A 23317-nucleotide genomic window follows, 5' to 3' on the forward strand; every position below is an offset into this window, starting at 1 on the left:
AAGCCATTGATAAATAAAAATATTTACATTGGCACTCATATTGCAATTTACTCAAACCGAATAGATTGGTGATGTGTGACTTCTGCCACTTGGCGAGACACTTAGTAAAGGGAGTACTCTGATGAGCTCAATAGATCCAGCAACGATGGCCAAACAACTGGCCACTTTCGATGTTCAGTCATTTAGACAGCGTTATTCAACGCAAGCATCACAGTACCAGTCTCAGCTAGATGCACTTGGTAAAGTCGAATCGGCACTACGCGAATTTAGAACGGCTGTGACTGAAATGAACGGCAGTACCGCTGGTATTATTAAAAACAGCGCAACCATTTCCGAAGACGGTTTTTTCAGTGCTACGGCTAACTCAAAAGCTTTGACAGGTAGCTACCAGATATTTGTAGAACAAGTCGCTACCGCTCATCAAGTCTCAACCAATATGCCAGCAAGCTTAGACGCCACCACCGAAGTTCCCCTGACTGGAACGCTTGAATTTACTGTCGATAGTAAAACCATGACGCTCGATCTGTCTGCCCTAGATAGTGATGGCGATGGCAAAGCGACCATTGCAGATCTAACTTCAGCAATTAACAACGACCCAAATAATCCTGGCGTAAACGCAACACTGGTTCGATCAGATGGTCAGACGCATTTCATGCTATCGAGTGAAGAAACTGGCACCACGAAAGCACTAACGAAAGTAGAGGCTACGGGTACAGGTCAAGCTTGGTTTGAAAATGCATTTTCTACCTTGACCGACATCACTGCTGCGAAAGATGCGGTTGTCTGGCTAGGTGCACAAGGCTCGGGTCTAAAGCTAACTGGCAGTAGCAATACATTTAGCAACGCTATTGATGGCGTTGACATCACTGTAAACAAGGCTCAGGCGAGCGCTGATTCACCGCTAACGATGAAGGTAGGCGGTGATAAAGAGGCCACGAAAGAACAAGTCACTAAATTTATTGACGCCTATAACAGTTTAATGTCAACCGTGAGCGAACACTCGAAAATCGATAGTGAGAACAACAAGCGCCCTGCTCTCGCTAGCGATCCAACCCTGCGTTCGATTGAAAGCCAGGTCAAGTCCGCGGTTCGTGGCGAATTTGGCGGCTTACGCCTGAGTCAAGTAGGCATAGACATCGACCGTGATGGCAAAATGAAGCTAGATTCAGAAAAGTTCGATAAAGCTCAGTTAAACAATAGCGCAGGGCTTGAAGCCATGTTCAATGATGATGGTGCACTACTAGATTCTGTCGAAGCACTTATCGAGCCTTACCTGCAATTCTCGTCTGGATTATTCAAATCTCGCAAGGACGCGCTCAAACAAAACATTGATCGAATCAATGATAAGCAAGTCGTTTTAGACCGTAAATATGATATGGCCTACGACCGCTACCTCAAACAATTTACCCAAATGAACACCATTATGCGCCAGATGAATCAAACCATGTCGTTGTTTGGTTAACGGTCACTAGGAGACGTTTTATGTTAATGGATTCTGGATACAATTCGTATCAGCAAGTCGACTTAGATGCTCAAGCTGCTGCCGCCAATCCTCACCAATTGGTGGTGATGCTTATTGACGGCCTGCTTAATGAAATTGAACGTGTCCGCGGTCACATGTCTGCCGGACGCCTTGCCGAAAAAGGTTCCGGTATCAATAAGTGCATGAACATTTTGGTCGGTTTAGACAGCGCTCTTGACGCAGAGAGCGGGGGAGAAGTTGCCCAGGGTCTGCACCAACTGTATGACTTCTGCCAAGTAGAACTGTATCAGGCCAGTGTCCAAAACAATCTGGATAAGTTGACGAGTGTAGAGCATGTCATGAACAACATTCGAGAAGGGTGGATGAATTTTGGTCAGCAAGCATAGAGTTTCACCTGAGCGATTCCGTCACCTATCTAAGCTGATTCAAATCGCGACAAAAACCCAAGATTGGCCAGGGCTTAAACGCTACGACTTACAACTTCGCGAGCTATTGGAAAGCCATCAACCCTACCTTAAAGATCCTCGACTCGCACCAGTGATCAAGGAAGTCAGGGCAGTTCATCACGAAGCCTTTACTGTGTTAGAGAAAGCCATCAGTGAACTGGAAGCCGACATTAATGTTGTCGACGCGCAGCACGAACGAGCTAAAGCGTATCAGCTTGCAATGACCATGGAGCATTAGATGATTGACACCTCTTCAGTGCAAACTCAACCAGCCAAAACGGTGGGGAAATCCAACTCAATTGGTGGTATTCACCAAGCTCGCTCTTTTGGCCAAAGTACAGACACTCATCGCTTTGAACTAGGCGGCGCTCTAGCGATGGAGCAGAATTCAGCCCTATTATGGAACGTGGCGCAGCCAGAACACAGCGAACAGGCGGCGGAGCGAAACAGCGACCAAGAACCACCATTGCTAGCCTATAGCCCTAATGGTTCGCCAACAGATATAGAACCACTTGAAGAAACACTAGCTGCTCTTCAATCAGTCGCGACAGCTCAGCAAAACCAACCTAGGTTTATTGAGTCAAAATACCCACAAACAACGGCTAAGACAATCAGTGAAGTCAGTGCAAGCACTCAGTCTCGCCAACAAAATGATCTTGCACTACTGAAAGCGCCAACAAGCACTCAGGCCAAAGAGTTACTGAGTTCTCCTTCAGTTAATCAATCATTGCAAAACGTTTTGCAAACGATCTCTCACACCGCAAGCCAACCTCAACTGGCCACAGCGACTCAACCCAATGCACTAGTGACGCAATCGCAAGGTTCAGAATGGGCTGCAGTTAAGGTTGATACCCACGCAGGGAAGTGGGGAGAGCAGATGATGCAGGTTCTCCATGATCGAGTCTCCTTACAAGCTCAACAAAGCATGCAAGAAGCAAAAATCCGCCTAGACCCACCAGAGCTTGGCAAACTTGACTTATTAGTTAGAGTCGAAGGTGACCGCCTTAGTGTGCAGATTAATGCCAATGCTACCGCTACCCGTGAGGCGTTGATGCAAGTCTCAGATCGTCTACGTGCAGAGCTACAGAATCAGAACTTTGTTCACGTCGATGTCAATGTTGGCTCAGGTGATTCGGATCAATATCGGTCGCCTCACCAGCAAGAACAAGAGAAGCATATTTTATCTTCCGCAACCTTTTCCGATACAGGCACAACTACATCGGATAGTTCTAATACCCATTCAGAGCACTGGCTCAGCACACACGCATAACAAACTAGGAACAGAGTTATGACTAAACAACAAATGATCGCAATTTTTGCTGCAATGATCTTCACCAGCGCTCTGGTCTCCGCTGCAACTGTTGTTGGCGGAATTTGGTTTTTGAAACAATCAGGGAACGAATCAAGTTCGGAAAATTTTTTCGCTGATTCACCCCTTTCATTCCTTACCAAAGAACCAGTTCCTGTTCGGACACCTAGTTTTCATGAACTTGAAAAAATCGTTCTTAGCGTGAAAGGAAAAAGACAGACCCACTTTGTGATGCTAGAAGTTGCTATTGAAACTCGCCGACCAGAGAAAATTCAGAACATTGATGACTATATGCCTATTGTTCGTAATTCGCTGCTCAAGCTGTTTAGCGATAAAACTTACGATGATTTACGTCAAGATGGCGCCGTCAACCTGTTACAAAACCAAGTGAAACAAACCGTTCTGCTCGCCTTTGAAGATACCGAACTCGTTCGAGAAATCGATGATGTATTGCTGACCAAATACGTTGTGCAATAAGGAGCACAACTATGCTGGATATGAACTTTCAGGAAGAGTACAGCATGGAGGGTGAAATCAGTTCACCTTCCGTTCCTATTGATGAAAACAAGCTACTTTCCAAACATCAGATACTGGTTAAGCGCATCGTCAATCAACTCAGAGCCCATGCAACGCCCCATTGCAGCATCGAAGATATGCAGCAAATTGGCTTAATTGGCTTACTCGAAGCCGGGCGACGCTACGGCAACATTGAAGACCCAAACTTCCCTGCTTTTGCAGTATGTCGGATTCGTGGTTCCATTCTCGATGAACTACGCCGGCTTGATTGGCGTTCGCGAAAAACACGTCAAGAGGCTCACGAACTCAATGACGTCACACGTGACCTGATGCGAACTTTGGGTCGACAGCCAACAGATTCAGAAATCATCGAAGCTCTGGGCACGACTGAAAAAGACTACCTTGCGCGCCAAAACGCAGTACTCGCTGGTGAGATGCAGAGCCTAGACCAACTGATTGAAAATGGCATCGAAACCAATGTTGAGGCCATTTATGACGGTATGGCCCATGAACAGACTCGTCGCAGTCTCGAAGTAGCATTGGAAAAACTCCCCAAACGAGACCAGCTATTGCTGACCTTGTTCTATCAACATGAACTCAACCTTCATGAAATTGCATTGGTACTGGATTTGACGCCTCCGCGCATCTGCCAGTTGCATAAACAAGCCCTTAAACAACTTAATCACTACTTATCCTCCTAGGAGTCACTCATGCAAAAGTTTTTTGGAGCCATCACCGTCTTACTCTGTGTCTTTGGCGGATATATGTGGGCAGGTGGCAACCTTGGTGCGATTTGGCAGCCAGCTGAGTTTCTTATCATTATCGGCGCAGCCGCCGGGTCATTGATCATTGGCAACCCACCACAAGTTCTTAAAGAAATGCGCCGCCAGGTGGGCATGACCATCTCAGGTCCAAAGGAAGAACGTGAATACTGCATGGAGCTAATGGCACTACTGCAAGTATTATTGGAAACAGTGCGTAGTGGCGGGTTTAAGTCGCTTGATAAACATATTGAAAACCCAGAACAAAGCCCTTTGTTTAGTCGTTATCCACTGGTTGCAAAAGATTATCGCTTGGTGTCATTCATTACTGACAATCTGCGCTTAATGGCAATGGGACAAATGTCGCCTCATGAATTAGAGGGGTTGTTAGAACAAGAAATTGATGCCATCCAAACCGACCTACTTCTGCCTTCTCGCTCAATGCAGCGTACCGCAGAAGCACTGCCTGGCTTTGGTATTTTGGCCGCAGTTGGCGGCATCATTATCACCATGTCTGCCATTGATGGCTCAATTGCACTGATTGGCTACCACGTTGCAGCTGCGTTAGTGGGCACCTTTGTTGGCATCTTCGGCTGTTACTGCTGCCTAGATCCACTCAGTAATGCTATGGCACAGCGTGTTAAACGTGACATGACGGCATTCGAATGTGTTCGCGCAACCCTAGTCGCGTATGTTGCTAAAAAGCCAACACTGTTAGCAATTGACGCTGGTCGTAAACACATTCAGCTCGACATCAAACCCACCTTCAATCAAATGGAGAAATGGCTGGCTGAGCAGGAGGGATAATGCAAAGACAAGAACATGTTGTGTTTAAACGGGCCAAAACCCATGACCACGACCTACACCACGGTGGGGCCTGGAAAGTGGCATTTGCTGACTTTATGATCGCATTAATGGCCCTTTTCTTGGTTCTTTGGGTAATGCAGGTTGTTGATCAGGAAGAGCGAAAAGCGATCGTTGCTCATCTGCATAGCTCAAGTGTGTTTGATAAGAGCTATGGTAACCCTTTTGATACATCGCAGAGTATCTCTCCTATCGATCTGGCATCTGATTCATCAGTGCCAAGCCGACACAACTCGACACATACTGTAAACTCATTTTTTGATGGTGACGGTGACGGACCAGAAACCGACTCACTGATCCCGGGGACATTTGATACACAAGAACGCTTGGCGGCGTTAGCAAAAGTGATTCAAGAGGCCGTTCGTCAAAGTAGCGCACAAGGCAACGTTAATGTAACCGTAACACCCCAAGGGCTACGAATCGTATTGCAAGATGACTATAAACAGCACATGTTTGGTCGCGGTGGCTCAGAACTGACACCCTTCTTTGAAGACTTACTCATCGCCCTCGCACCTGTATTTAAGCGCGTTGCCAACCCCATCATTATAAGTGGTCACACCGACGCGACACGCTTTCGCAGCCGATTTAACAGCAAATCAAATTGGGAGCTTTCGGCGTCAAGGGCCAATATGGCTAGGCATACCTTAGTCGCCGGTGGTATGCCAGACGAGCGAGTGTTACAAGTCACTGGCATGTCTGACAGGGCGTTACTCAACGACAACAACCCTGAATCAAGTGAAAATCGACGCATAGAGTTGTTTGTTTTAACAACGCCCGCAGCAGAAGTATTGGAAACGTTCTTTGGCAACAAAAACGACAGTGAACTGCAAAAGGCAAAACAAAAAGCCCAGTTCAACAAACCCGTCATTAGGCAGGAAGTGATTAATTATACTCCGACTGCTGATGGCAGCGATAAAACGCTGCAAGACCTTTAACCCCCCTGTCTCAGGCTCAGATCACTAAAGAACTGAGCTTGGGGCAACACAGTACGATACGCTCATGCCTCAACATAAAGTCAGTCATGCAAAAAAAGATGGCCTACAAAAAGCATTTCTGTGGCTCATCATCATCGACTACGTGTTGCTGTCGTTATTTCTCAGTCAACTCTACAACCTGACTCTTAACGGCGGTACGGCAATTAGTACCTTGTTGCTCCTATACAACGTTTTACTGACATCCCTTTGCTTTCAGCGAACCGACAAACGAGATGCTCATATTATTTATCCGACACTGTCTGCGACTCTGCTCGCCTTTGTCTGTTTCCTGTATTTCTTTTTCTTGGTGTAGTGGGTACAAAAAACTCTCCACTTTAGGGAGAGTTTGAAATCAATTACCTGATGCGTAGACACTATCTTATCAAGGCAACGACCGAATGACGTTTCACGTTCGCTTGCGCGTTAAGTGCCTGAAATGCCGTAGCGAACATGCCATCATTTTGTGTAAGACTCGCAAGCTTTTCATTAACTTCATTGGCTGATAGTAGGTTGGATTGGCTATGGATAAGTGTCATTTGTGCACTGAGTTCAGAGCCGAAAGAACTAGCCTGCTCTAACCCTTTTTGCACCTGTCTAAGGTGTTGATTTACTTTAGCAATGGTCTGCTTGATCCCTTCACGCGACGACAAATCAAAACTCAGTTCTGAGATACCTTCCGGCTCGGGTTTGAGGGTCATGACATTAGACTGGCCAGCAGGAAAGCGATGCCCTTGTCCAGTCACCATAACTTTCTGCTGCATCTGCTGGTAAGCCACTTCAGAAGATTCAAACAATATAGTGCCATCGTCTGCCATCGATGCCCTTAAACCCAAAGGGACGAGACTGCGATCCAGCATCTTCACCGTCTGTTTACCATCGGCTCGACCATCAAACTGAATCATTACTGAATGTCCTTGAGGGAAATCCAAACGAATTTGTTCCGCTTTGTCGCTCAATCGATGAACATTGAGTCCTGGAATGGAAAAGCGCCGCATATCTGCTTTATCAATTTTCAAAGTTAACTGATTATCAACCACTTTGTTACCATCGAAGCGCGCAGATTCTAATACATGTTCAATATTTGCTTTAGAGCGCGACAAACCCTCTTTCAGCCCGGCAATGTTATTCGCACCACTGGTTAACGCTCGTGTTAACCCCTGTTTGATCATTGACAACTCGCTACCAATCGCCTGTAAGGAGCGCTGAGCAATTTGTACCGATGTTGCATTCTGCTGCCCCTGAGTAAGCAAAACACCAGACACCGAAAACAATGCTGGTGCTGGATTATGGTCCGCAGATTTTAGCTGACGATTATCAACCTGGGTGTCTGAAGAACGTGGCGGAGAAATGGTCGCCCGCTCAGAGCCAGCCAGTCGGACGTTATGGGGGCGAACTTCTACCGTACTCATAACCATGGATGAAGACTACCTCTTAGATTCGGTTGAACAAACTCAGATCGTTGATCTTAACGTAACTCGCCTGAGTTGCTTGAAGCGCTGCCATGTAATTGCTCAGGCGCACTGAAGCCTCACCATAATCAAGTGCAGAAAGGTCACCTGTCACCTTATCAACAAACAGCTTATTCTCGCTATGAGCGCTATCCATCAGATCAAGGTTATTGTGGCGCCCACCTAGCTCCGTCATCGCCCCTAGTACATTCGCAGACGTGTTTTCGATTGCGGTTAAGGTTGATTCAACTGTGGTACGAAACGCGGCTGTTGGTGCCTTAAACTCAGTGATCACCGCTTCGAGATCATTGAGTAAGTTTGTTCCGCCGAGATCAAGGATCTCTTGCGCTGTCATATTGGCTTCCATCGAAACACCTTTGGCTACTGTCACAACTCGCTTGTCATTGTTACCATCAATGGTGTACGTGCCTGCGGTATTTGACAACGCTGGTGTATCAGTTTGTGTGCCAGAAAATAAGAAACGGCCTTCTTCATCTTGGGCATTAAAAGAAGACACCACCGAGGCACGGAGGCTTTCCAATTCGGTAACAATGCCTTCTCTGTCGTCATCGGTGAGTGTGCCGTTTGCCCCCCAAAGCACTAACTCATTCATACGCTTAATACTGTCATTGACTGAATCTAGATGAACTTCCTGACTTGAGAGCGCGGTTTTTACGTTGGCGATATTGGATTTGTATTGATTAATCGCAGACCCTTCTCTACCTAAGTTCAGCAGTTGAATTGATGCCATCGGGTCATCAGAAAGCTTAGTTAAGCGCTCACCTGTCGACATCTGCTGCAGCACCTGCCCTAAACCTGCATTGTTAACTTGCAAGCTTTGCAGCATCATCTGACTAAATTGAGTATCACTGATTCGCATTTAGGCTCTCCCACTTTTAAAATAATTTGAGTACAGAGTCGAACAATTGATTCGCGGTACTGATCACTTTCATATTGGCATTGTGCGCGTTAGCGAAAGTCATCAGGTTTGCCGCTTCTTCATCACTGTTCACCGCGCTTATATTGTCGCGAGCGGCAATGGCCTGTTCATTGATCGCCACCTTAGCTTTGTAGTCTGCATCTGCCTGACGCGCTTTAATTGCCGTCTCGCCGACCATTGCGGCGAAAGCATCATTAAGACTTAAAGAACCAAAACCACTGATCGCAACCGATTTATTACTGATCGCCACAAGCTGGTCCAATACACCTGCATTACCTGGTGTTCCATCAGAAGACAGTGCCAATTGATCAGGTTTTAAATCAGTCGTGGTTAAACTGGCTGCTGGGTTAGCAGGGTCGTAGCTAAACAATGCACCACCAGCATTCCCATTAAGATCTTTCCCCGTTGCCAGTACTGTGTTGAACTCGTCAGCTAATGCTTTGGCCATATCGTCAATCGCTGTTCGGTATGGGCTTAAGACTTGGGTTTGGTAATCGTTTAACGCGCCAATTTTCCCACCTGTTGAACCCGTTACAGCAAAGTTTTGCGTGCCAAACTCTACTTGCATGTTTGCTAAGTAAGGATCACTCGGATCTGGAATTGCTTTGAGCTTACCCGCGTCACTGCCCATCACCAGTGGCTGCCCTGAAACCAAAGTCACTTGCAAGCTACCGTCGTGCTGAGCGGTGGTTTTCACTTCAACCACTTTGGAAAGCTCACCAATCAATGCATCCCGCTCGTCCATCAAGGTTGCAGGATTGCCACCCGTACCCTGCATCTCAACAATCTGCTTATTCACATTGGCGATATTGTTCATCAGACTATTGGCATGAGTGACCGCCGCACTTCTCTGGTCACTCATATCTTTGTGTTGATTGTAGAGCGACTCCGTAAGAGTATTGAATCGGCGCGAAATTGCTTCTGCTTCATTGATAATTTGTTGGCGATAAGGGACCGATTCTGGTTTTACTGTCGCGTCGTTCAACGCCGAGAATAAGGTATCTAGTCCTGCAGATAGGCTAAAACCATCTGCACCTAGCATATTCTCTAACTGGCCGAAGTTGGTGGTATAACGAGTCGCATAAGACGATAAACTGTTGGTTGACCAAGTCTGCTTGACAAGGAATTCATCCGTCACGCGACGAATACTGGTCACTTCAACCCCAGAACCAGCGCTTAACTTGTCGTGCTTACCACCACCAACCGATGCCAGTAAAGCTTGTTGGCGACTATAGCCAGGAGTATTAATGTTTGAAACGTTCTGCGCTGTTACGTCAAGCGCCACACGGTTTGCATTCAGGCCCGATAATGCAATATTGACCAAACTCATTTATAGCTCCATTTTTCGAATTAGTGGCTGAGCAAAAGCCGTTGTAACGCCTGCTTCACCCAGAATCTCTCTTACAGAGGCGACCGACTGGCCTGTAGAATGTAGAGGCGCCTGCACATTGACAGGTGCATCACTTGGAAGTTGTGAGCTTGGTTCCACAGCAGTAAGAGCATCATTGGCCGAAGCGCCTATCGAGTGAGTTTCGAACTCGACTTCCGCCATTGAAGGACTTAGCTGTTTAATCAACATGTCTGCAATGCCCGAGTTTTGTTTTCTCGCCATTTCAATCGCAAGCTGACCATCGTACATGTCGCGAAAAACCCCATATTGCTGACTTGAAAATGGGCTGTCTTTATCCGCAAGGGCATCACTACTACTGCGCATCTGACGCAGAACTAGCTGCAAAAACATGGCTTCAAACTGCCCTGCCACTGCCTCTAAAGCAGCACCTTGTTGGTTACTGTTTTTGATATTCATCAGCGCGCTATTATCGTGGTAGAGCACTGAGTTCATTTTTGCTTGCTCGTTAAGTCCGTCAAACTTCATACTGGCTCCTTAAATCACCACCAGCTCTGCATTAAGGGCACCCGCCTCATGTAGCGCTTGCAAGATAGACATTAAATCGGTCGGTGTGGCACCTAAGCTATTGACGGCATTAACTATCGTATTGAGTTCAGTTCCCGGAGGCCAAATTGCCATTTGCGCCTGCTCTTCTTGGACATCAAGTAAAGATTGGTCGATAACCTTAGTTTCTCCGTCAGCAAATGCGTTAGGCTGACTGACTTGTTGTGACTCTGCGATGGTCACAGTTAGGTTACCGTGACTCACCGCAGCCTCGCTCACTTTGACACTTTTTCCGATCACGACCGTGCCGGTACGAGAGTTGAAAACGATTCTGGCCGGTTTTCTACCTTCAGCGACGCTAATCTCTTCTAGCATCGACATCATCACAACCCGTTGCTGGCTATCTTGAGGGGCTCTTACATTGATTCGGACATTGTTTTTCGCTACCGCGACTTCAGGGCCAAATATATTGTTTACCTCTCGGGCAATGTTCTTAGCCGTGGTAAAACTGGGTTTACGTAGATTAAGTACAATGTGCTCTTGTTCAGCGAAATCATTGGGCACCTCACGCTCTAGCATCGCACCGCCTGGAATACGGCCAGAGGTTGGTGTGTTGATCACGATTTTCGAGCCACTTTTTCCTTCCGCTGAGACACCACCGACTACCACGTTACCTTGAGCAACGGCATATACCTCACCATCAATTCCGCGCAAAGGGGTAAGCAATAAGGTGCCACCGCGTAAGCTCTTCGCATCACCAATCGATGACACAACAACATTGAGTTTTTGCCCTGAGCCCGCCATTGGGTCAACCGTTGCCGTTACGCTAACAGACGCGACATTGCGCAGTTTAGGGTTGGTACTATCATCGATTTGTACACCAAACTGACGCAGCATGTTCGTTACAGACTGCGCGGTAAACTTCACTTGGTTACGATCCCCTTGACCATCTAAACCGACAACAAGACCATAGCCGACTAACTGGTTTTCTCGAATACCTTGCACATCCACCAAATCCATAACGGGGATGGTCACCTGCGCTTGGGAGGGTGCACTTGCCCCCAACGAAAGCATTATTAACATGCCAGTGAGTAGTGAGCGTCGATGTTTACCCATGCTGTTTTCTTCGGCTTGAGAAGACGTTGCACCGACAAAGAACATCAACAAAATGGAGGTCAATAAAGTCATTTGTTGTCTCATTAGAAAGGTACCCATGGGCTGTTGAAAAATTGTGTCAGCCAACCCGATGCATTACTGTCAGCAATAGCGCCACGCCCTGAGTAGGTGATCCGTGCGTCACCAATTCGCGAGGAGGGGACTTGATTGTTACGACTAACGTCATCAACTCGGACAATGCCGGTTAATCGAATAAACTCATCACCTTGATTAAGGCGTATCCACTTTTCACCGCTAATACGTAACACGCCATTAGGCAATACTTCGTGCACTGTTACCGTAATGGAGCCTTCAAGTTTGTTGCCTTGTGAACTCGACGCACTACCATCAAATGCGCGCTTTGCATCCACACTTGCCGCAAGTTCGTCAATGGTTTTTCCACCAACACTTGGTGCAGCAAATCCGACGCTCGAGGTTTTGCCATATTTGGTGTCGGCCTTTTTACTCGACTCCGTCTCTTCCGCTAGTAGCACAGTGAGCATATCGCCAACACGATACGCTCTTCTATCTTGGAACAAAGTCATTGAATACTGGTGACGATAAAGGCTGCCATTTTGAGCCTCTGGCAACGAGTAGTCTAAAGCCGGCGGTGCGTACTTCTCTTCATCCGGTTCGGGAGGTAAAAACTCTGGCCTCCCCGCACAACCCGAAAGTAAAATAACCACTAGCGGCCAAGATTTTGCAAATGATGTCATTGCTTGTTCCTTTATCATCTCTCGGTTACTACATAGATTGCGCAACGAATTTCAGCATATCGTCTGCAGCTGACACCACTTTGGCATTCATTTCGTAAGCGCGTTGGGTGGTGATCATGTCGACCATCTCTTCCACAACCTGCACGTTAGAGCCTTCCAGTGAGCCTTGCTTGATACTGCCAACACCATCTTCTCCCGCGATTAATTCCTCGGCCTGACCACTCGCTTCCGTTTCGCGGAATAAGTTGCCACCCTGCGCCTCTAGACCCGCAGGGTTTATAAATTTGGCTAAGGTAATTTGTCCAAGCTGTTGTGGCGCGGTGCTGTCTGCTGTCGTGGTCGAAACAGTACCATCGACACCAACCGTCAACGAAAGGGCATTCTCAGGTATCTGAATCTGTGGCTCTAAAGGAAGCCCCTGGCTGTTGACCATTAGCCCTTCAGAATTCACATGAAATTGGCCATTTCGCGTATACATGATCTGTCCGTCAGAGTTTTCAATCTGGAAAAAGCCTTTACCCATGACGGCAAGGTCGAGTTCTTGGGCGGTATTTTGTGTGTTACCTTGAGTAAACACTTTTTGTGTTCCTACGACACGAACACCACTACCAAGCTGGATGCCAGCAGGCAGTTCATTGACTTCGTCAACCAAGGCTCCGGGTTGGCGCTGAATACTGTAAAATAGATCTTCAAATACCACTCGGTCACGTTTAAACCCAACCGTATTTACGTTAGCAAGGTTGTTTGAAATCGCGGTCATCTTGGTGTCTTGTGCCGCCATGCCGGTTTTACTTACCCACAATGCTGAATTCATTTTCTACTCCGTCAGACGTCGACTATCGCGACGACATTAATTTATTGCCAGCTTGAGCAAGCGTTTCGGCTGTTTTCATCATACGAACTTGCATCTCAAAATTTCTCGTTAAAGACATCACGTTTAACAACTCATCAATGGCCGAAACGTTGCTGCCTTCAATATGCTCCGGAGCCAATTGCACGGTTTGATCGGCCTCAAACGGATTACCATCGACACTATGCAATAGGCTATCGCTCTGTTTTTGCAGTTGCTGTGTCTGCGGTTTAACAAGCTTTAGCGTGCCTACTTCTAACTCAGCACCACCACCAGGTGGCACTACAGAGATTCGACCTCGCTCGCTAACCTCTACTTTTTGGTAATCGGGCAGCACAATCGGTCCGCCATCACCCAACACAGCAAAGCCGTTGATGCTCAACGCACCAAATGAATCAACTTTGATGTTGCCTGCTCGCGTATATGCTTCTTGCCCATCGGCGGTTTGTACCGCCAAATAACCTTCTCCCATCACAGCCACATCTAACGGACGACCGGTTTTTACGATGTCGCCTTCATCAAATCGGGTTGAAGCGGAGTTCGTCACCACCATAGTGCGGCCGTCAAAACCCGAGCCTTGCAACTGAATGCTAGACACTCGCTCCATATCAGCTCGAAACCCTGCGGTATCGGCGTTAGATAAGTTGTTCGAACGCACATGCTGAGCTTTTAAAACGCGGCTCGCACCAGAGGTTGCTGTAAATAACAAACTGTCCATGTCAGGCCCCGTTAAATCGCGTTAAATAGCGCCTGAGTCAGCTTATCGTTAGTCGATATTGTCTTGGCATTCGCTTGATAATTACGCTGCGCTGTCATCAGGTTGACCAACTCACTGGTCAAGTCGACATTCGAGCCTTCAAGAGCACCAGGGGTAAGATCACCCAATGTCCCTGTGCCCGGAACCCCCAAAATAGGTGCGCCAGAGCTAAAGCTTTGTGTCCAAGCCGTACCGCTCACTTTTGCTAGGCCTTGTGGGTTGGCAAAGTCTGCTAATATCACTTGCCCCTGAAGCTGAGACTGACCATTGGTGTAGGTGGCGTAAACCATACCGTTGTCTTCGACACGCACACCAGCCAGTTCACCAGATGTATAACCATTCGGGTTGTTTGTGCTCACACCAAACGCCGCACCAAATTGAGTGCTACCAGCCAAATCAATATCAACGCTCATGGCATTAGCACCCGCGGCTGGGAAGGCCACATTGTAGCTCCCGGTTGGCGTAGCAAGCGTACCGTCAGCATTGAACGTCATGCCGACGGTTGCGGTTGGGGTAGCACTACCATCAACCTGAACGTTCACTTCCCAAGTATTGGCTGCCGTTTTGGTAAAGTATTGAGTAACAGTGTGTGCGTTACCCAACGAGTCGTACACCTTGGTGGTATAGGAAGAATTAAACGAGTCGGTATTATTTGGATTAAATGGATTTGCCACTTGGTCAACGACGGAGGCGCTCGCATCTAGGTTTGCGACAAACTCCATTTGGTCTGTCGCTTTTGCCGCTAACGACGAAGTTGAAATCTTGATGTCGCCTGTCGCCCCCGTCAGTAGGTTGTTATTACCATCTACGCTGTAACCTTGAAGTTTGCCACCCGTGTTACCTGTCACGAAGTTGTCTTTGTCCGTACCGAACACACCTGAGCGGGTATAGAGCAGTTGACCAGAAGTATCTTTAGTGACAAAAAAACCACTACCATTGATCGCAAGATCCATCGCACGACCCGTACCACTGACTGAGCCATTTTTGTCAAAGTTCTGAGATATAGAAGCGACTTCCACACCACCTGGCTGCATACCATTGTAGACAGCTGCAAACTCTGTTCGAGCCCCTTTGAATCCATAGGTTGATGCATTGGCAATGTTGTGGCTGATTGTGTTCAGCTCGGTATTGGTTGCATCTAAGCCGCTTAGGGCGATATTAAAACTCATAATTAACCTCTTTATTCCTTATTGGTTAAGCACCAAACTGAGTAATCTGGTAGAAAGGCACGCTACCGACACCTTCAATATTGACAAATGCAGCTCCACCTGAACTTGGGATCCGGACTTGTTCCACTTTACCTGCAAGCAGTACATTGGGTTTCGTTTGACCTTCTTGTACTTCAACTGAGACAGAATAATTCCCAGGTTTCAGACCTAGCTTTACTGGGTCAATCGAAAAATCGACATCGCCCTTCGGATGCGCCCCCAAAGGTACTTTGGTTGCTTGTCCGAATTCGTCTTTGACCACTAAGGTGACTTGGCTAGAAGAGTGAGCGAGTTCAATCTTGCCGCTTTGAATGTTGTCATTAAGTTCAAACTCATTGCCCGACACATAGACCGTCTGGCCCACTAAACCTGCTGTCGATAGCACCTGCATATTGTCTAAAAGCACCATGCTGTTTTGCATCATGCTGGACATGTTTTCTGTACTTTGAACTTGTGAGAACTGCGCTAATTGACCGACATATTCCGTACCATCCAATGGATTAAGTGGATCTTGATTTTGGATTTGAGCCACCATCAAACTGATAAATTCATTTTCAAGTGAAGAGGCGCTATTGGTATCTTGAGGGTTACCTGAAATCCCGAGGCTACTTGTGGCTGAGCCAACAGGCGTGTCATTGCTCAACGCATTGTAAGGTGCAATACTCATTAGCCGCCCTGCCCTAATCTGAGTAATCCTTGCTGCATACTTTTTACATTGCCAAGGACTTCAACATTGGTTTCAAAACTGCGTGTTGCGGACATCATGTCTGCCATTTCCGAAACCACATCGATGTCGGGATAAAAGACGTACCCTTCATCATTAGCTAAAGGATTACTTGGCTCAAAGCGTTTCTCAGCTTTGCCAGCACTTTGCACCACATCAACAATCCGAACTTCAGCATTTGGGTAAACACCTTCACTCGTTGCCAACTGAGTTTTGCTGTATACCGTTGCAAAAACAGGTTTCAACGCTTTATAGGCGTCATCCGGGTTAGCAGAGACCGCATCTGCATTTGCTAGGTTACTCGCGACGGTATTTAACCTGACGGTTTGGGCATTCATGGCCGAGCCCGCAATGGAATAAATGTCTGTAAATGACATAGTTAACGTCCCTCTATGACTTTCGCTAGGCCTTTGAACTTCATGTTCAGAAAAGTCAGGCTAGTTTGAAAATCCATGTTGTTTTGTGTGAATTTGCCTTGCTCAACACCAAGCTCAACGGTATTGCCATCCTTGCTGTTTTGGTAGGGAATCGAATACTGCGAGGAGATCTGCAATTTAGGTACAGATTTGCTCACGCCTTGTGGTGTCATTTGGTTCATTACGGTGGTAAAACTCAAGTCTTTCGCCAAGTACCCGGGGGTATCAACATTTGCTAGGTTACTAGCAAGGACTTTGGTACGCTGAACCCGAAAATTCAGCGCGTCAGGGTGAACGCCCAACGCATTTTCAAACGAGATAGCCATGTATCTTTCCTTACAGTCGGCTCGATTAAGGACTAATACAACAAGATACATGCCACAAAAATAACTTTAATTTATCAATGACTTATAAAAACAAAAGGAAAGCCAACTTCCGCTTTACGGAAGAGCTCGCATCTGTGGGAAACGCCTTTATTTCCTCCTGTGTTATGGGGGTTTTGGCCACTGTATTTCTAGCCACACCAAGCGTGTATGCTGAAGAGCAATTTATGTCTGAAGAGACTATTCGCTCGGCCGTAAAGAGCCACCTTGCGCAAGCGGTATCAGCACGTGCTCAGCGTAATCAATGGCACAACTATCAGCTTAAAACGGCTATTCACGTCCCTAGCGCCGCACAGCATTTACCACTTTGTCCGACAGCTGTTGTGATTTCGGGTGTCGATAATAAAACGCTCCCAGTCGGAAACTTAAAGCGCTCGGTAAGTTGCGCGTCTCCATCTGCTGATTGGCGAATCAATGTCACCATCAAAGCCTCACTCACTCTCGATGTTGTCGTCGCTAAATCAGGCATCAATCGCGATGAACCTATCTCTGCAGGCTTGATTCACATAGAACGACGAACGCTTAACAGGGAACAAGATTTTTTCACTCAGCCATCGCAAGTCATCAACAAAACTGCCAAGCGGCGCATTCGAACTGGCCAGATTTTAGACTCGCGTAAACTAAGTTCCCCTGCGCTAGTAGCAAAAGGTAATCAAGTGGTTATCACCGCGACAAAGGATGGGTTTAGTGCCCGAACAAAAGGCATCGCACTAGAAGAAGGGGACTACGGAGAGCAGATCGATGTGCAAAATAGTTCTTCGGGGAAAACCATTAAAGCGGTCGTGACTGGACTGAATCAAGTCCAAACTCAATTTTGATTTTTGGACTGAAGCTATCATTTTTCACATTCCACACTCGTAAATAGATTATAAATTCAGGTAGATATAAAAAGTTATCACTTGGATTTAATTTCTATCACGGAATAGTCGCATTAAACCTGTAACCACGATGATTAAGGACCACATCATGAAAATCGATAAAGTTGCGGGCGGACATGTCCCACAAACCAATTTCAATCAAGCATCTAAAAAGCCAGCTGAGACAACGACAAAACAGCCAGTAAGTGAAGCATTGATTAATGCCAATACTGCCGCTATCGACCAGGCTCAAGCCCAAATGGCATCACTTCCAGATGTCGACTTGGCCAAAGTAGAACAAGTCAGAAACGCTTTGGCCAAAGGTGAACTTGCCCTAGACACCAAAGCCCTATCGCACGCGGTATTACAATTCCATACGGGTCACGAGTAAACACTGTCGTATTCAGCGGCAATATTGAGGAATAACCATGACATCTGAAGCTTCTCGTCTTGTTCAAAACTTTGTTCGAAGCGTTGGAGAAGATATCGCGTTGTACCGCAAGCTCGCTCCGCTACTGCAGGATCAGAGAATGCTCTACCTGACCTTTGATGCAGAAAAACTCAATCAAAATATCAATACCCAGAAACCATTGATCGAAAAACTTAACGCCAACGCAAAGATGAGAAGCCAAGTGATGGACAAACTAGGTTTACCGTTAGAGCAGAGCAGTACAGAAAAGATATTCAATGCTCTACCTCAGTCAATTGCGTACAAAGTTCGTCACCAGTGGCAAACATTAGCGTCTCTTATTGAACAGTGCCAGCAACTCAATAGTGACAACGGGGCAAGTTCTGCCGCATTCCATGAGCTAATCAGCAGCCTGAAAGAACCGAGCCAACACACTTACACTGAACTTTTGTAGCGATATGGAGAAAGTGTTAGCACAGCTGCGCAGGTTGATCCGGCTGACCTTAATTTCTCTTACGCTAATGAATCCAGTTACTGTGCTTGCTACTTCGCATCCAGTTGATCTCGAGCAAGAGCTTAGCTTGTTATCACCCTATAAGCAGCAAATTCAAGCTAGGCTGAACGCTAACCAGGCCCTGATCCAAGACATATCGCACCAGCTTGAAAGTCAAAAACTGCCGAAACTCTTAGTCCTACTTCCTATGCTAGAGTCATCTTACAACCCCAACGCCGTTTCTCGTGCGAATGCCGCTGGTTTGTGGCAACTTATCCCAGCAACCGCCAAGCGCTTTGGCTTAAATGTCAGCCAAAATAACGACCAACGCTTTGACCCCGCCGCTAGTACAGATGCAGCTATTAACTATCTAAGTTTTCTCTATAGTAAGTTCGGTGATTTAACACTAACTCTTGCCGCGTATAATGCGGGAGAAGGAAGGGTAGCCAGAGCAATTCAACGAGCCGGCAGCCAGCATTATTCTCACCTCACACTTCCGGCTGAAACCAGTCAGTACGTCAATCGATTTTACGCTTTACTTGATCTGGTCGAATTGAATCATCTTACTAATGACTCAAATCATCGACTATTTCTGTTTGGACTGAAACCCGCAACGCCTTTAATTGATTTGCATCCACTTCCCCCACTTATTGAGCTATAAGCGGAATTTAATTTTGTGGTTAGGCTAGATACCCACTCCAATCAACGTAACTATCGATTACAGAACAACATTTTTCTAGATGACTCGAATCCCCACTCAGATAAAAGCTTAAAAAACGCTCGCTTGTCTAGGTTTTTATAGCCAACCGCTCATAATTAAAGCAAACAGTAAAATTAGGGGTTTACAACTTTTCTCTAGCTCTATATTATTCGCTTCAACAACGGAGAGATGGCTGAGTGGTTGAAAGCACCGGTCTTGAAAACCGGCATACGTTAATAGCGTATCTAGGGTTCAAATCCCTATCTCTCCGCCACATTCAGAAAGCCCGCTAATTTTTTAGCGGGCTTTCGTCGTTTTAGCGCAAGTAAAGTTAATAGGGATTCATTAAATCCCTAGTTGAACGCAACTCGACTTTCAAACACGTCCCATAAGAAAGCTGCTCAGTAATCAGCGGCTTATCGTCTCAAATCATTCTAAAGATAATCGATATCTTCATTTTCACCCTGAACATAACTACCAAGGTGAGTTGAGAAACGTTTGGTCTCAATCAATTCAATAAGCTTATCTTTGAGTTCTGCTGGATATATTCTTTTATCTGCTAGCTCAGGGATTGGAACCCACTCAACGTCTTGAATGTAGCCTTCATCATTTAGTCCTGCTAAATTCTCTAGATGAGGTGTCCCTAAAAACCCTTCAATTAAATAAAAGAACTCGGCGTGGTAGCGCTGTTTATGCGTTTCGAGAAACTCCCTTACGCAGATAAGCTCTCCAACTTGAACATCGATCCCCGCCTCTTCTTTAAACTCACGCACCACACAGGCTTTCGAGCTTTGATCGCTTGGCTCCATACCACCACCGGGGGGAATCCAATACTCACCGGTAAAGTCTTTCACTTTAACAAGTAGCATTGCACCGTCTTTAATCAGTATCCCTGCGGCGCGAATTCGATGTTCCATCATTTATCCTTTAACTTTGGTAGCTGTTCAACGCGGCACGAATAAGCTGCATATGAATTGGGACAAGAGCCTGATGCTCACTGCGGTAGCCGCCACCAACCACACATGCAATTGGTAAGTTCCTTCGTTTAGCAAGATCAAACATATATGCATCTCGCGTGTAGATAGCGTCACTAGAGATGTTCAAATACCCTAGCTCGTCATCTTCATGAATATCAACGCCTGCATCATATAGAATGAGATCGGGCTGATGTAGATTAACTGCCATTTCAACCACCGAGGTGAATGCCTCAAGAAACTCAGCATCCCCCGTTTCTCTGCTTAGCGGTACATCGAGATCAGAATCTGGCTTGCGCGCAGGGAAGTTCTTATCACAGTGAAAAGAGAGCGTAACTATCGCGTCCTCTTCTTCACACAGTGTTGCCGTGCCATCTCCATGATGAACATCGCTGTCAACAATCAAAACCTTATCTATCCCTTTAAGAGTCAGCGCCCTTTTGGCTGCCAACACTAGATCGTTGACTAAACAGAAGCCACTACCAAAATCCCTGTGCGCATGGTGATATCCACCGCTTAAATGGATAGCGACGCCATGTTTAACGGCCTGATGAACCGTTTCGCAGGTTCCACCAGCGGACGTCAACGTCCGAGTAATCAGTGTTTCGCTCCATGGAAAGCCGATTCGGCGCATCTTTGGCGCAGGTAGTTCACCTGACGTAAGAAGTTGTATGTAGTCAGGACAATGAACCTGATTCACTTCCGCCTGCTCAACTGGGGCTGGCTGCACATATTGAAAAGTCTGCTGCCATATCGGGTTTACAGCTCGCTGCTGTTCAATTGCCTCAAACAGCAGCCGATACTTATTGATTGGATAGCGATGCCCTTCAGGCAGCGGCAACTCAGAATAGAGGGAGTGGTAAATCAGAGGAATCATAACAACACAAAGTCCATAAGGTTGGATTCATGGTATCAGCTTGATTTGCGGTTGCAAAACAAGTTAAATGATAATGATTACCAATACAATGTAAGAGCTCAGTTTGAATACTCGATACTACCTATTACTAGGGGTTGCGGCAGGAACTTTATCTGCCCTGTTTTTGTTTCTAGCGATGTTATTAAGCAGTTGGTTTTTGATACGAATAGTTCTTTCCTGACCATATAGATTGACATTGAATGTAAGAATTTTACGTTCTATGAAAACTTTCATAATAGTGAAAGCATTCAAAGCAAGAGGCTTTTTTAGGCGCAAAGCATTTGAATGTAACGTGATATACCTTATAGAAAATCATGAAATGAAAGCGATTTCATTGAATTCATCGCCTTTGATAAATATAGATATCCAGTTGTTTTTAATATTAATAAACGACTCACCATACTAGAGTGTAGTTTCATGACAGTCTCCTCCTAGGCGTGGTGTGAAGCGCTCAAACCTTTTCATCCATTTCATTTTTTAAGATTCCCAATAGAACAACAACACAATGTCATATAGGGAATTATCATGAAAAAACTTAAGCTATTGCCTATTTCAATTGCAGTGGCAGCTTCGCTTGCTTCCGTCACCTCTTTTGCTACTGAAACTGAACTACAGGCACTCGAACAACGCATTCAGGAACTGGAAAGCCGGATGCAGACCGATTATGTCAACGACCAGCAACCTGCTGTGCTAACTCCAGATATTGAAGTCCCTCTCGGCGTGGTCTTCTCTGGTTATGCTCGCTATGGCGCACATTACCAATCCGGTGACCAGAAGTATGTTCAGGTCGATGGATCATTTAATGGCTCGTCAGCGATTGGTCGTTTAGGCAACGAAGGCAACGGCGGAGAGTTCCAGTTGGCAAAAGTGTTTCAAAGTGACAGCGGCGCTATCTGGGATGTTGTAGTGATGTTCGACCATTGGGGTGATGAGGTAAACATCAAAAAAGCCTACGCTGGTGCAACCAACGTATTTGAAAGTCAGCCCAACGCTTATGTATGGGCTGGGCGTGACTTCCACCAGCGTCCACAACAAGGCATCAATGATTATTTCTGGATGATGCATGATGGTCAAGGTGGCGGCATTAACAACCTAGAACTTGGCTCGGTCAAGCTTGATTTTGGCGTAGTCGGTGCTGTTGACAGCTGCAGCCCAACGATAGAACCAGGTGCTAATCCATCAATCAACTGTACTGGTGGTGCGGGTACTGGCGACAGTGGCGCTTACGCTTTCACTTCCAAACTGCATGGCATCAATTTAGGCTTCGCCGACCTTGAGCTGTACGCTAATTACGGCTTTGATTCAGAAGCGATTGATGATGCAAAGAGTATTAATGCGTACCAACTGGGAGCGGTTTTCTCTCGTCCACATGACAATGGCTCCAACCGACTGGTTCTAAGATACTCTGATAATGCGGATAACGGTGTTTTCTGGAAAACCGATAATCTGACGACTCTCTATGCGAGCTTTGATGGTAACAGCACACTTGGTGAAAACGCCGCTATCGAGTACTTGCTTGCTTACCACGATTACTCCGTCGACGGCTCTTCAAAGGTCGAAGATGAGCGAACCAACTACAGTGCCATCGTTCGCCCTATGTACTTCTGGAATGATGTTCACTCGACTTGGTTAGAAGCGGGTTATCAAGTAGTCGACTACGCGAGAGCCTCTGATGACAACTCTGGTTGGAAAGTGACGCTTTCACAAAACATCGCCTTTGATTGGGGATCTGGTGCACGTCCAATGCTCCGCTTTTACGCAACAGCAGGCGAAGTCGACAATAAAGCAACCGCAACAACAACCGCTAAGCAAGATACATTTAGCTTAGGCGCCATGTGGGAAGCCTGGTGGTAATCAGCACAATACTGTCCAACTATTTCGCTAGCAATCTAACAATATTCTGCTAGCCGCTTCAACTTAACTCCAAACCATTTGAGCCACTTTTTAGCGGCTCTTTTTTGTGGGTAGCAAAACCTAGATTCAATCATCTCAGCAATACATTTGTGCATCAAATAACCATTTCATGAAACAGTTTCATGAAGTAGATCGAAACTGCATACCGCTTCATCCTTTGAACAATAAGGCTTTTCAGGGCTTATTTGAGTGTGACTTTTCTCACATAGG

The 23317-nt window shown here is 46.3% G+C and carries 28 protein-coding genes and 1 tRNA gene; 15 read left to right on the forward strand and 14 right to left on the reverse strand.

Going from position 1 to position 23317, the window contains the following annotated elements:
- Window positions 1-121 precede the first annotated feature (121 nt).
- The 9 genes from fliD (at window position 122) to APB76_RS12280 (ending at window position 6666) form a co-directional block, all read left to right on the forward strand.
- Complete coding sequence (fliD, locus tag APB76_RS12240; protein ID WP_054961529.1) at window positions 122-1462, forward strand: flagellar filament capping protein FliD; 1341 nt, start codon at window positions 122-124, stop codon at window positions 1460-1462.
- Between the two features lie 20 nt (window positions 1463-1482).
- Window positions 1483-1869 (forward strand): flagellar export chaperone FliS, encoded by a 387-nt coding sequence (gene fliS / locus APB76_RS12245; protein WP_054961528.1) that lies wholly within the window; start codon window positions 1483-1485, stop codon window positions 1867-1869.
- Window positions 1853-2167: a LafD gene (locus APB76_RS12250; protein ID WP_049843577.1), complete on the forward strand. Its 315-nt coding sequence runs from the start codon at window positions 1853-1855 to the stop codon at window positions 2165-2167. Before fliS ends, APB76_RS12250 begins: the two co-directional genes overlap by 17 nt.
- A 3-nt stretch (window positions 2168-2170) precedes the next feature.
- Complete coding sequence (locus APB76_RS23275) at window positions 2171-3199, forward strand: flagellar hook-length control protein FliK (protein ID WP_408058697.1); 1029 nt, start codon at window positions 2171-2173, stop codon at window positions 3197-3199.
- Window positions 3200-3217: 18 nt separating this feature from the next.
- A complete protein-coding gene (locus APB76_RS12260) occupies window positions 3218-3715 on the forward strand; it encodes a flagellar basal body-associated FliL family protein (RefSeq protein ID WP_049843576.1) in 498 nt (165 codons plus the stop codon).
- Window positions 3716-3726: 11 nt separating this feature from the next.
- On the forward strand, window positions 3727-4455 hold the full coding sequence (locus APB76_RS12265; protein WP_049843575.1) for a FliA/WhiG family RNA polymerase sigma factor: 729 nt from the start codon (window positions 3727-3729) through the stop codon (window positions 4453-4455).
- Window positions 4456-4464: 9 nt separating this feature from the next.
- On the forward strand, window positions 4465-5322 hold the full coding sequence (gene motA, locus APB76_RS12270) for a flagellar motor stator protein MotA (protein ID WP_049843574.1): 858 nt from the start codon (window positions 4465-4467) through the stop codon (window positions 5320-5322).
- Window positions 5322-6314, forward strand: a complete 993-nt coding sequence (locus tag APB76_RS12275) for a flagellar motor protein MotB (protein WP_054961527.1) — start codon at window positions 5322-5324, stop codon at window positions 6312-6314. Before motA ends, APB76_RS12275 begins: the two co-directional genes overlap by 1 nt.
- A 64-nt stretch (window positions 6315-6378) precedes the next feature.
- Window positions 6379-6666, forward strand: a complete 288-nt coding sequence (locus APB76_RS12280) for a hypothetical protein (protein WP_054961526.1) — start codon at window positions 6379-6381, stop codon at window positions 6664-6666.
- A gap of 61 nt (window positions 6667-6727) precedes the next feature.
- Here the strand turns inward: APB76_RS12280 and APB76_RS12285 are convergent, their stop codons facing one another.
- The 12 genes from APB76_RS12285 to flgB form a co-directional block, all read right to left on the reverse strand.
- On the reverse strand, window positions 6728-7768 hold the full coding sequence (locus APB76_RS12285) for a hypothetical protein (protein ID WP_054961525.1): 1041 nt from the start codon (window positions 7766-7768) through the stop codon (window positions 6728-6730).
- 16 nt (window positions 7769-7784) lie between these two features.
- Window positions 7785-8681, reverse strand: a complete 897-nt coding sequence (gene flgL, locus APB76_RS12290) for a flagellar hook-associated protein FlgL (RefSeq protein ID WP_054961524.1) — start codon at window positions 8679-8681, stop codon at window positions 7785-7787.
- A gap of 16 nt (window positions 8682-8697) precedes the next feature.
- Window positions 8698-10071 carry a flagellar hook-associated protein FlgK gene (gene flgK, locus APB76_RS12295; protein WP_054961523.1) on the reverse strand — a complete coding sequence of 458 codons (1374 nt, stop codon included), beginning with the start codon at window positions 10069-10071 and terminating at the stop codon, window positions 8698-8700.
- Window positions 10072-10617, reverse strand: a complete 546-nt coding sequence (locus APB76_RS12300) for a rod-binding protein (RefSeq protein ID WP_049843568.1) — start codon at window positions 10615-10617, stop codon at window positions 10072-10074.
- A 9-nt stretch (window positions 10618-10626) separates the two neighbouring features.
- Window positions 10627-11751 carry a flagellar basal body P-ring protein FlgI gene (locus APB76_RS12305; RefSeq protein ID WP_157633203.1) on the reverse strand — a complete coding sequence of 375 codons (1125 nt, stop codon included), beginning with the start codon at window positions 11749-11751 and terminating at the stop codon, window positions 10627-10629.
- Window positions 11752-11834: 83 nt separating this feature from the next.
- Window positions 11835-12524, reverse strand: coding sequence for a flagellar basal body L-ring protein FlgH (gene flgH, locus APB76_RS12310; protein WP_193395082.1), 690 nt, complete (start codon window positions 12522-12524; stop codon window positions 11835-11837).
- Window positions 12525-12534: 10 nt separating this feature from the next.
- Entirely contained in the window at window positions 12535-13320 is a 786-nt protein-coding gene (gene flgG, locus APB76_RS12315) for a flagellar basal-body rod protein FlgG (RefSeq protein ID WP_049843565.1), read from the reverse strand.
- Window positions 13321-13342: 22 nt separating this feature from the next.
- Window positions 13343-14074, reverse strand: a complete 732-nt coding sequence (gene flgF, locus APB76_RS12320) for a flagellar basal-body rod protein FlgF (RefSeq protein ID WP_049843564.1) — start codon at window positions 14072-14074, stop codon at window positions 13343-13345.
- 11 nt (window positions 14075-14085) lie between these two features.
- Window positions 14086-15282, reverse strand: coding sequence for a flagellar hook protein FlgE (gene flgE / locus APB76_RS12325; RefSeq protein ID WP_049843563.1), 1197 nt, complete (start codon window positions 15280-15282; stop codon window positions 14086-14088).
- Between the two features lie 25 nt (window positions 15283-15307).
- Window positions 15308-15988, reverse strand: a complete 681-nt coding sequence (gene flgD, locus APB76_RS12330) for a flagellar hook assembly protein FlgD (protein ID WP_054961521.1) — start codon at window positions 15986-15988, stop codon at window positions 15308-15310.
- Window positions 15988-16422: a flagellar basal body rod protein FlgC gene (gene flgC, locus APB76_RS12335; RefSeq protein WP_049843561.1), complete on the reverse strand. Its 435-nt coding sequence runs from the start codon at window positions 16420-16422 to the stop codon at window positions 15988-15990. The genes flgD and flgC overlap by 1 nt, the downstream gene beginning before the upstream one ends.
- 2 nt (window positions 16423-16424) lie before the next feature.
- Window positions 16425-16787, reverse strand: coding sequence for a flagellar basal body rod protein FlgB (gene flgB / locus APB76_RS12340; protein WP_049843560.1), 363 nt, complete (start codon window positions 16785-16787; stop codon window positions 16425-16427).
- A gap of 224 nt (window positions 16788-17011) precedes the next feature.
- Here flgB and flgA point away from each other — a divergent pair, with 224 nt between their 5' ends.
- The 5 genes from flgA (at window position 17012) to APB76_RS12365 (ending at window position 19577) form a co-directional block, all read left to right on the forward strand.
- The gene (gene flgA / locus APB76_RS12345; RefSeq protein ID WP_330220428.1) at window positions 17012-17662 is read left to right on the forward strand and encodes a flagellar basal body P-ring formation chaperone FlgA; all 651 of its coding nucleotides are present in this window, start codon (window positions 17012-17014) and stop codon (window positions 17660-17662) included.
- A 148-nt stretch (window positions 17663-17810) separates the two neighbouring features.
- Entirely contained in the window at window positions 17811-18092 is a 282-nt protein-coding gene (gene flgM / locus APB76_RS12350) for a flagellar biosynthesis anti-sigma factor FlgM (RefSeq protein WP_054961519.1), read from the forward strand.
- Window positions 18093-18129: 37 nt separating this feature from the next.
- The gene (locus APB76_RS12355; RefSeq protein WP_054961518.1) at window positions 18130-18564 is read left to right on the forward strand and encodes a flagellar protein FlgN; all 435 of its coding nucleotides are present in this window, start codon (window positions 18130-18132) and stop codon (window positions 18562-18564) included.
- Window positions 18565-18568: 4 nt separating this feature from the next.
- On the forward strand, window positions 18569-19264 hold the full coding sequence (locus APB76_RS12360; protein ID WP_054961517.1) for a lytic transglycosylase domain-containing protein: 696 nt from the start codon (window positions 18569-18571) through the stop codon (window positions 19262-19264).
- Between the two features lie 222 nt (window positions 19265-19486).
- A tRNA-Ser gene (locus APB76_RS12365) sits at window positions 19487-19577 on the forward strand.
- Between the two features lie 160 nt (window positions 19578-19737).
- Here the strand turns inward: APB76_RS12365 and APB76_RS12370 are convergent.
- Window positions 19738-20220: an NUDIX domain-containing protein gene (locus tag APB76_RS12370; RefSeq protein WP_054961516.1), complete on the reverse strand. Its 483-nt coding sequence runs from the start codon at window positions 20218-20220 to the stop codon at window positions 19738-19740.
- Between the two features lie 10 nt (window positions 20221-20230).
- The gene (locus APB76_RS12375) at window positions 20231-21154 is read right to left on the reverse strand and encodes a histone deacetylase family protein (protein WP_054961515.1); all 924 of its coding nucleotides are present in this window, start codon (window positions 21152-21154) and stop codon (window positions 20231-20233) included.
- A 564-nt stretch (window positions 21155-21718) separates the two neighbouring features.
- Here APB76_RS12375 and APB76_RS12385 point away from each other — a divergent pair.
- Window positions 21719-23047, forward strand: coding sequence for a carbohydrate porin (locus tag APB76_RS12385; RefSeq protein ID WP_054961514.1), 1329 nt, complete (start codon window positions 21719-21721; stop codon window positions 23045-23047).
- Window positions 23048-23317: the final 270 nt, after the last annotated feature.

It is taken from the genome of Vibrio bivalvicida (genome assembly GCF_001399455.2).
Lineage (GTDB): Bacteria > Pseudomonadota > Gammaproteobacteria > Enterobacterales > Vibrionaceae > Vibrio > Vibrio bivalvicida.

Bases quoted from the DNA above. Each gene is read 5' to 3' on its own strand.
- flgF (WP_049843564.1), bottom strand. From the start codon at position 14,074: ATGGACAGTTTGTTATTTACAGCAACCTCTGGTGCGAGCCGCGTTTTA.
- motA (WP_049843574.1), top strand. From the start codon at position 4,465: ATGCAAAAGTTTTTTGGAGCCATCACCGTCTTACTCTGTGTCTTTGGC.
- APB76_RS12280 (WP_054961526.1), top strand. From the start codon at position 6,379: ATGCCTCAACATAAAGTCAGTCATGCAAAAAAAGATGGCCTACAAAAA.
- APB76_RS12265 (WP_049843575.1), top strand. From the start codon at position 3,727: ATGCTGGATATGAACTTTCAGGAAGAGTACAGCATGGAGGGTGAAATC.
- flgM (WP_054961519.1), top strand. From the start codon at position 17,811: ATGAAAATCGATAAAGTTGCGGGCGGACATGTCCCACAAACCAATTTC.
- flgK (WP_054961523.1), bottom strand. From the start codon at position 10,071: ATGAGTTTGGTCAATATTGCATTATCGGGCCTGAATGCAAACCGTGTG.
- flgE (WP_049843563.1), bottom strand. From the start codon at position 15,282: ATGAGTTTTAATATCGCCCTAAGCGGCTTAGATGCAACCAATACCGAG.
- APB76_RS12355 (WP_054961518.1), top strand. From the start codon at position 18,130: ATGACATCTGAAGCTTCTCGTCTTGTTCAAAACTTTGTTCGAAGCGTT.
- APB76_RS12375 (WP_054961515.1), bottom strand. From the start codon at position 21,154: ATGATTCCTCTGATTTACCACTCCCTCTATTCTGAGTTGCCGCTGCCT.
- flgH (WP_193395082.1), bottom strand. From the start codon at position 12,524: ATGATAAAGGAACAAGCAATGACATCATTTGCAAAATCTTGGCCGCTA.
- flgC (WP_049843561.1), bottom strand. From the start codon at position 16,422: ATGTCATTTACAGACATTTATTCCATTGCGGGCTCGGCCATGAATGCC.
- APB76_RS12275 (WP_054961527.1), top strand. From the start codon at position 5,322: ATGCAAAGACAAGAACATGTTGTGTTTAAACGGGCCAAAACCCATGAC.
- flgL (WP_054961524.1), bottom strand. From the start codon at position 8,681: ATGCGAATCAGTGATACTCAATTTAGTCAGATGATGCTGCAAAGCTTG.
- APB76_RS12300 (WP_049843568.1), bottom strand. From the start codon at position 10,617: ATGAAGTTTGACGGACTTAACGAGCAAGCAAAAATGAACTCAGTGCTC.
- flgA (WP_330220428.1), top strand. From the start codon at position 17,012: ATGTCTGAAGAGACTATTCGCTCGGCCGTAAAGAGCCACCTTGCGCAA.
- fliD (WP_054961529.1), top strand. From the start codon at position 122: ATGAGCTCAATAGATCCAGCAACGATGGCCAAACAACTGGCCACTTTC.
- APB76_RS12370 (WP_054961516.1), bottom strand. From the start codon at position 20,220: ATGGAACATCGAATTCGCGCCGCAGGGATACTGATTAAAGACGGTGCA.
- APB76_RS12285 (WP_054961525.1), bottom strand. From the start codon at position 7,768: ATGGTTATGAGTACGGTAGAAGTTCGCCCCCATAACGTCCGACTGGCT.
- flgB (WP_049843560.1), bottom strand. From the start codon at position 16,787: ATGGCTATCTCGTTTGAAAATGCGTTGGGCGTTCACCCTGACGCGCTG.
- flgD (WP_054961521.1), bottom strand. From the start codon at position 15,988: ATGAGTATTGCACCTTACAATGCGTTGAGCAATGACACGCCTGTTGGC.
- APB76_RS12360 (WP_054961517.1), top strand. From the start codon at position 18,569: ATGGAGAAAGTGTTAGCACAGCTGCGCAGGTTGATCCGGCTGACCTTA.
- APB76_RS12305 (WP_157633203.1), bottom strand. From the start codon at position 11,751: ATGGGTAAACATCGACGCTCACTACTCACTGGCATGTTAATAATGCTT.
- APB76_RS12260 (WP_049843576.1), top strand. From the start codon at position 3,218: ATGACTAAACAACAAATGATCGCAATTTTTGCTGCAATGATCTTCACC.
- APB76_RS12385 (WP_054961514.1), top strand. From the start codon at position 21,719: ATGAAAAAACTTAAGCTATTGCCTATTTCAATTGCAGTGGCAGCTTCG.
- flgG (WP_049843565.1), bottom strand. From the start codon at position 13,320: ATGAATTCAGCATTGTGGGTAAGTAAAACCGGCATGGCGGCACAAGAC.
- fliS (WP_054961528.1), top strand. From the start codon at position 1,483: ATGTTAATGGATTCTGGATACAATTCGTATCAGCAAGTCGACTTAGAT.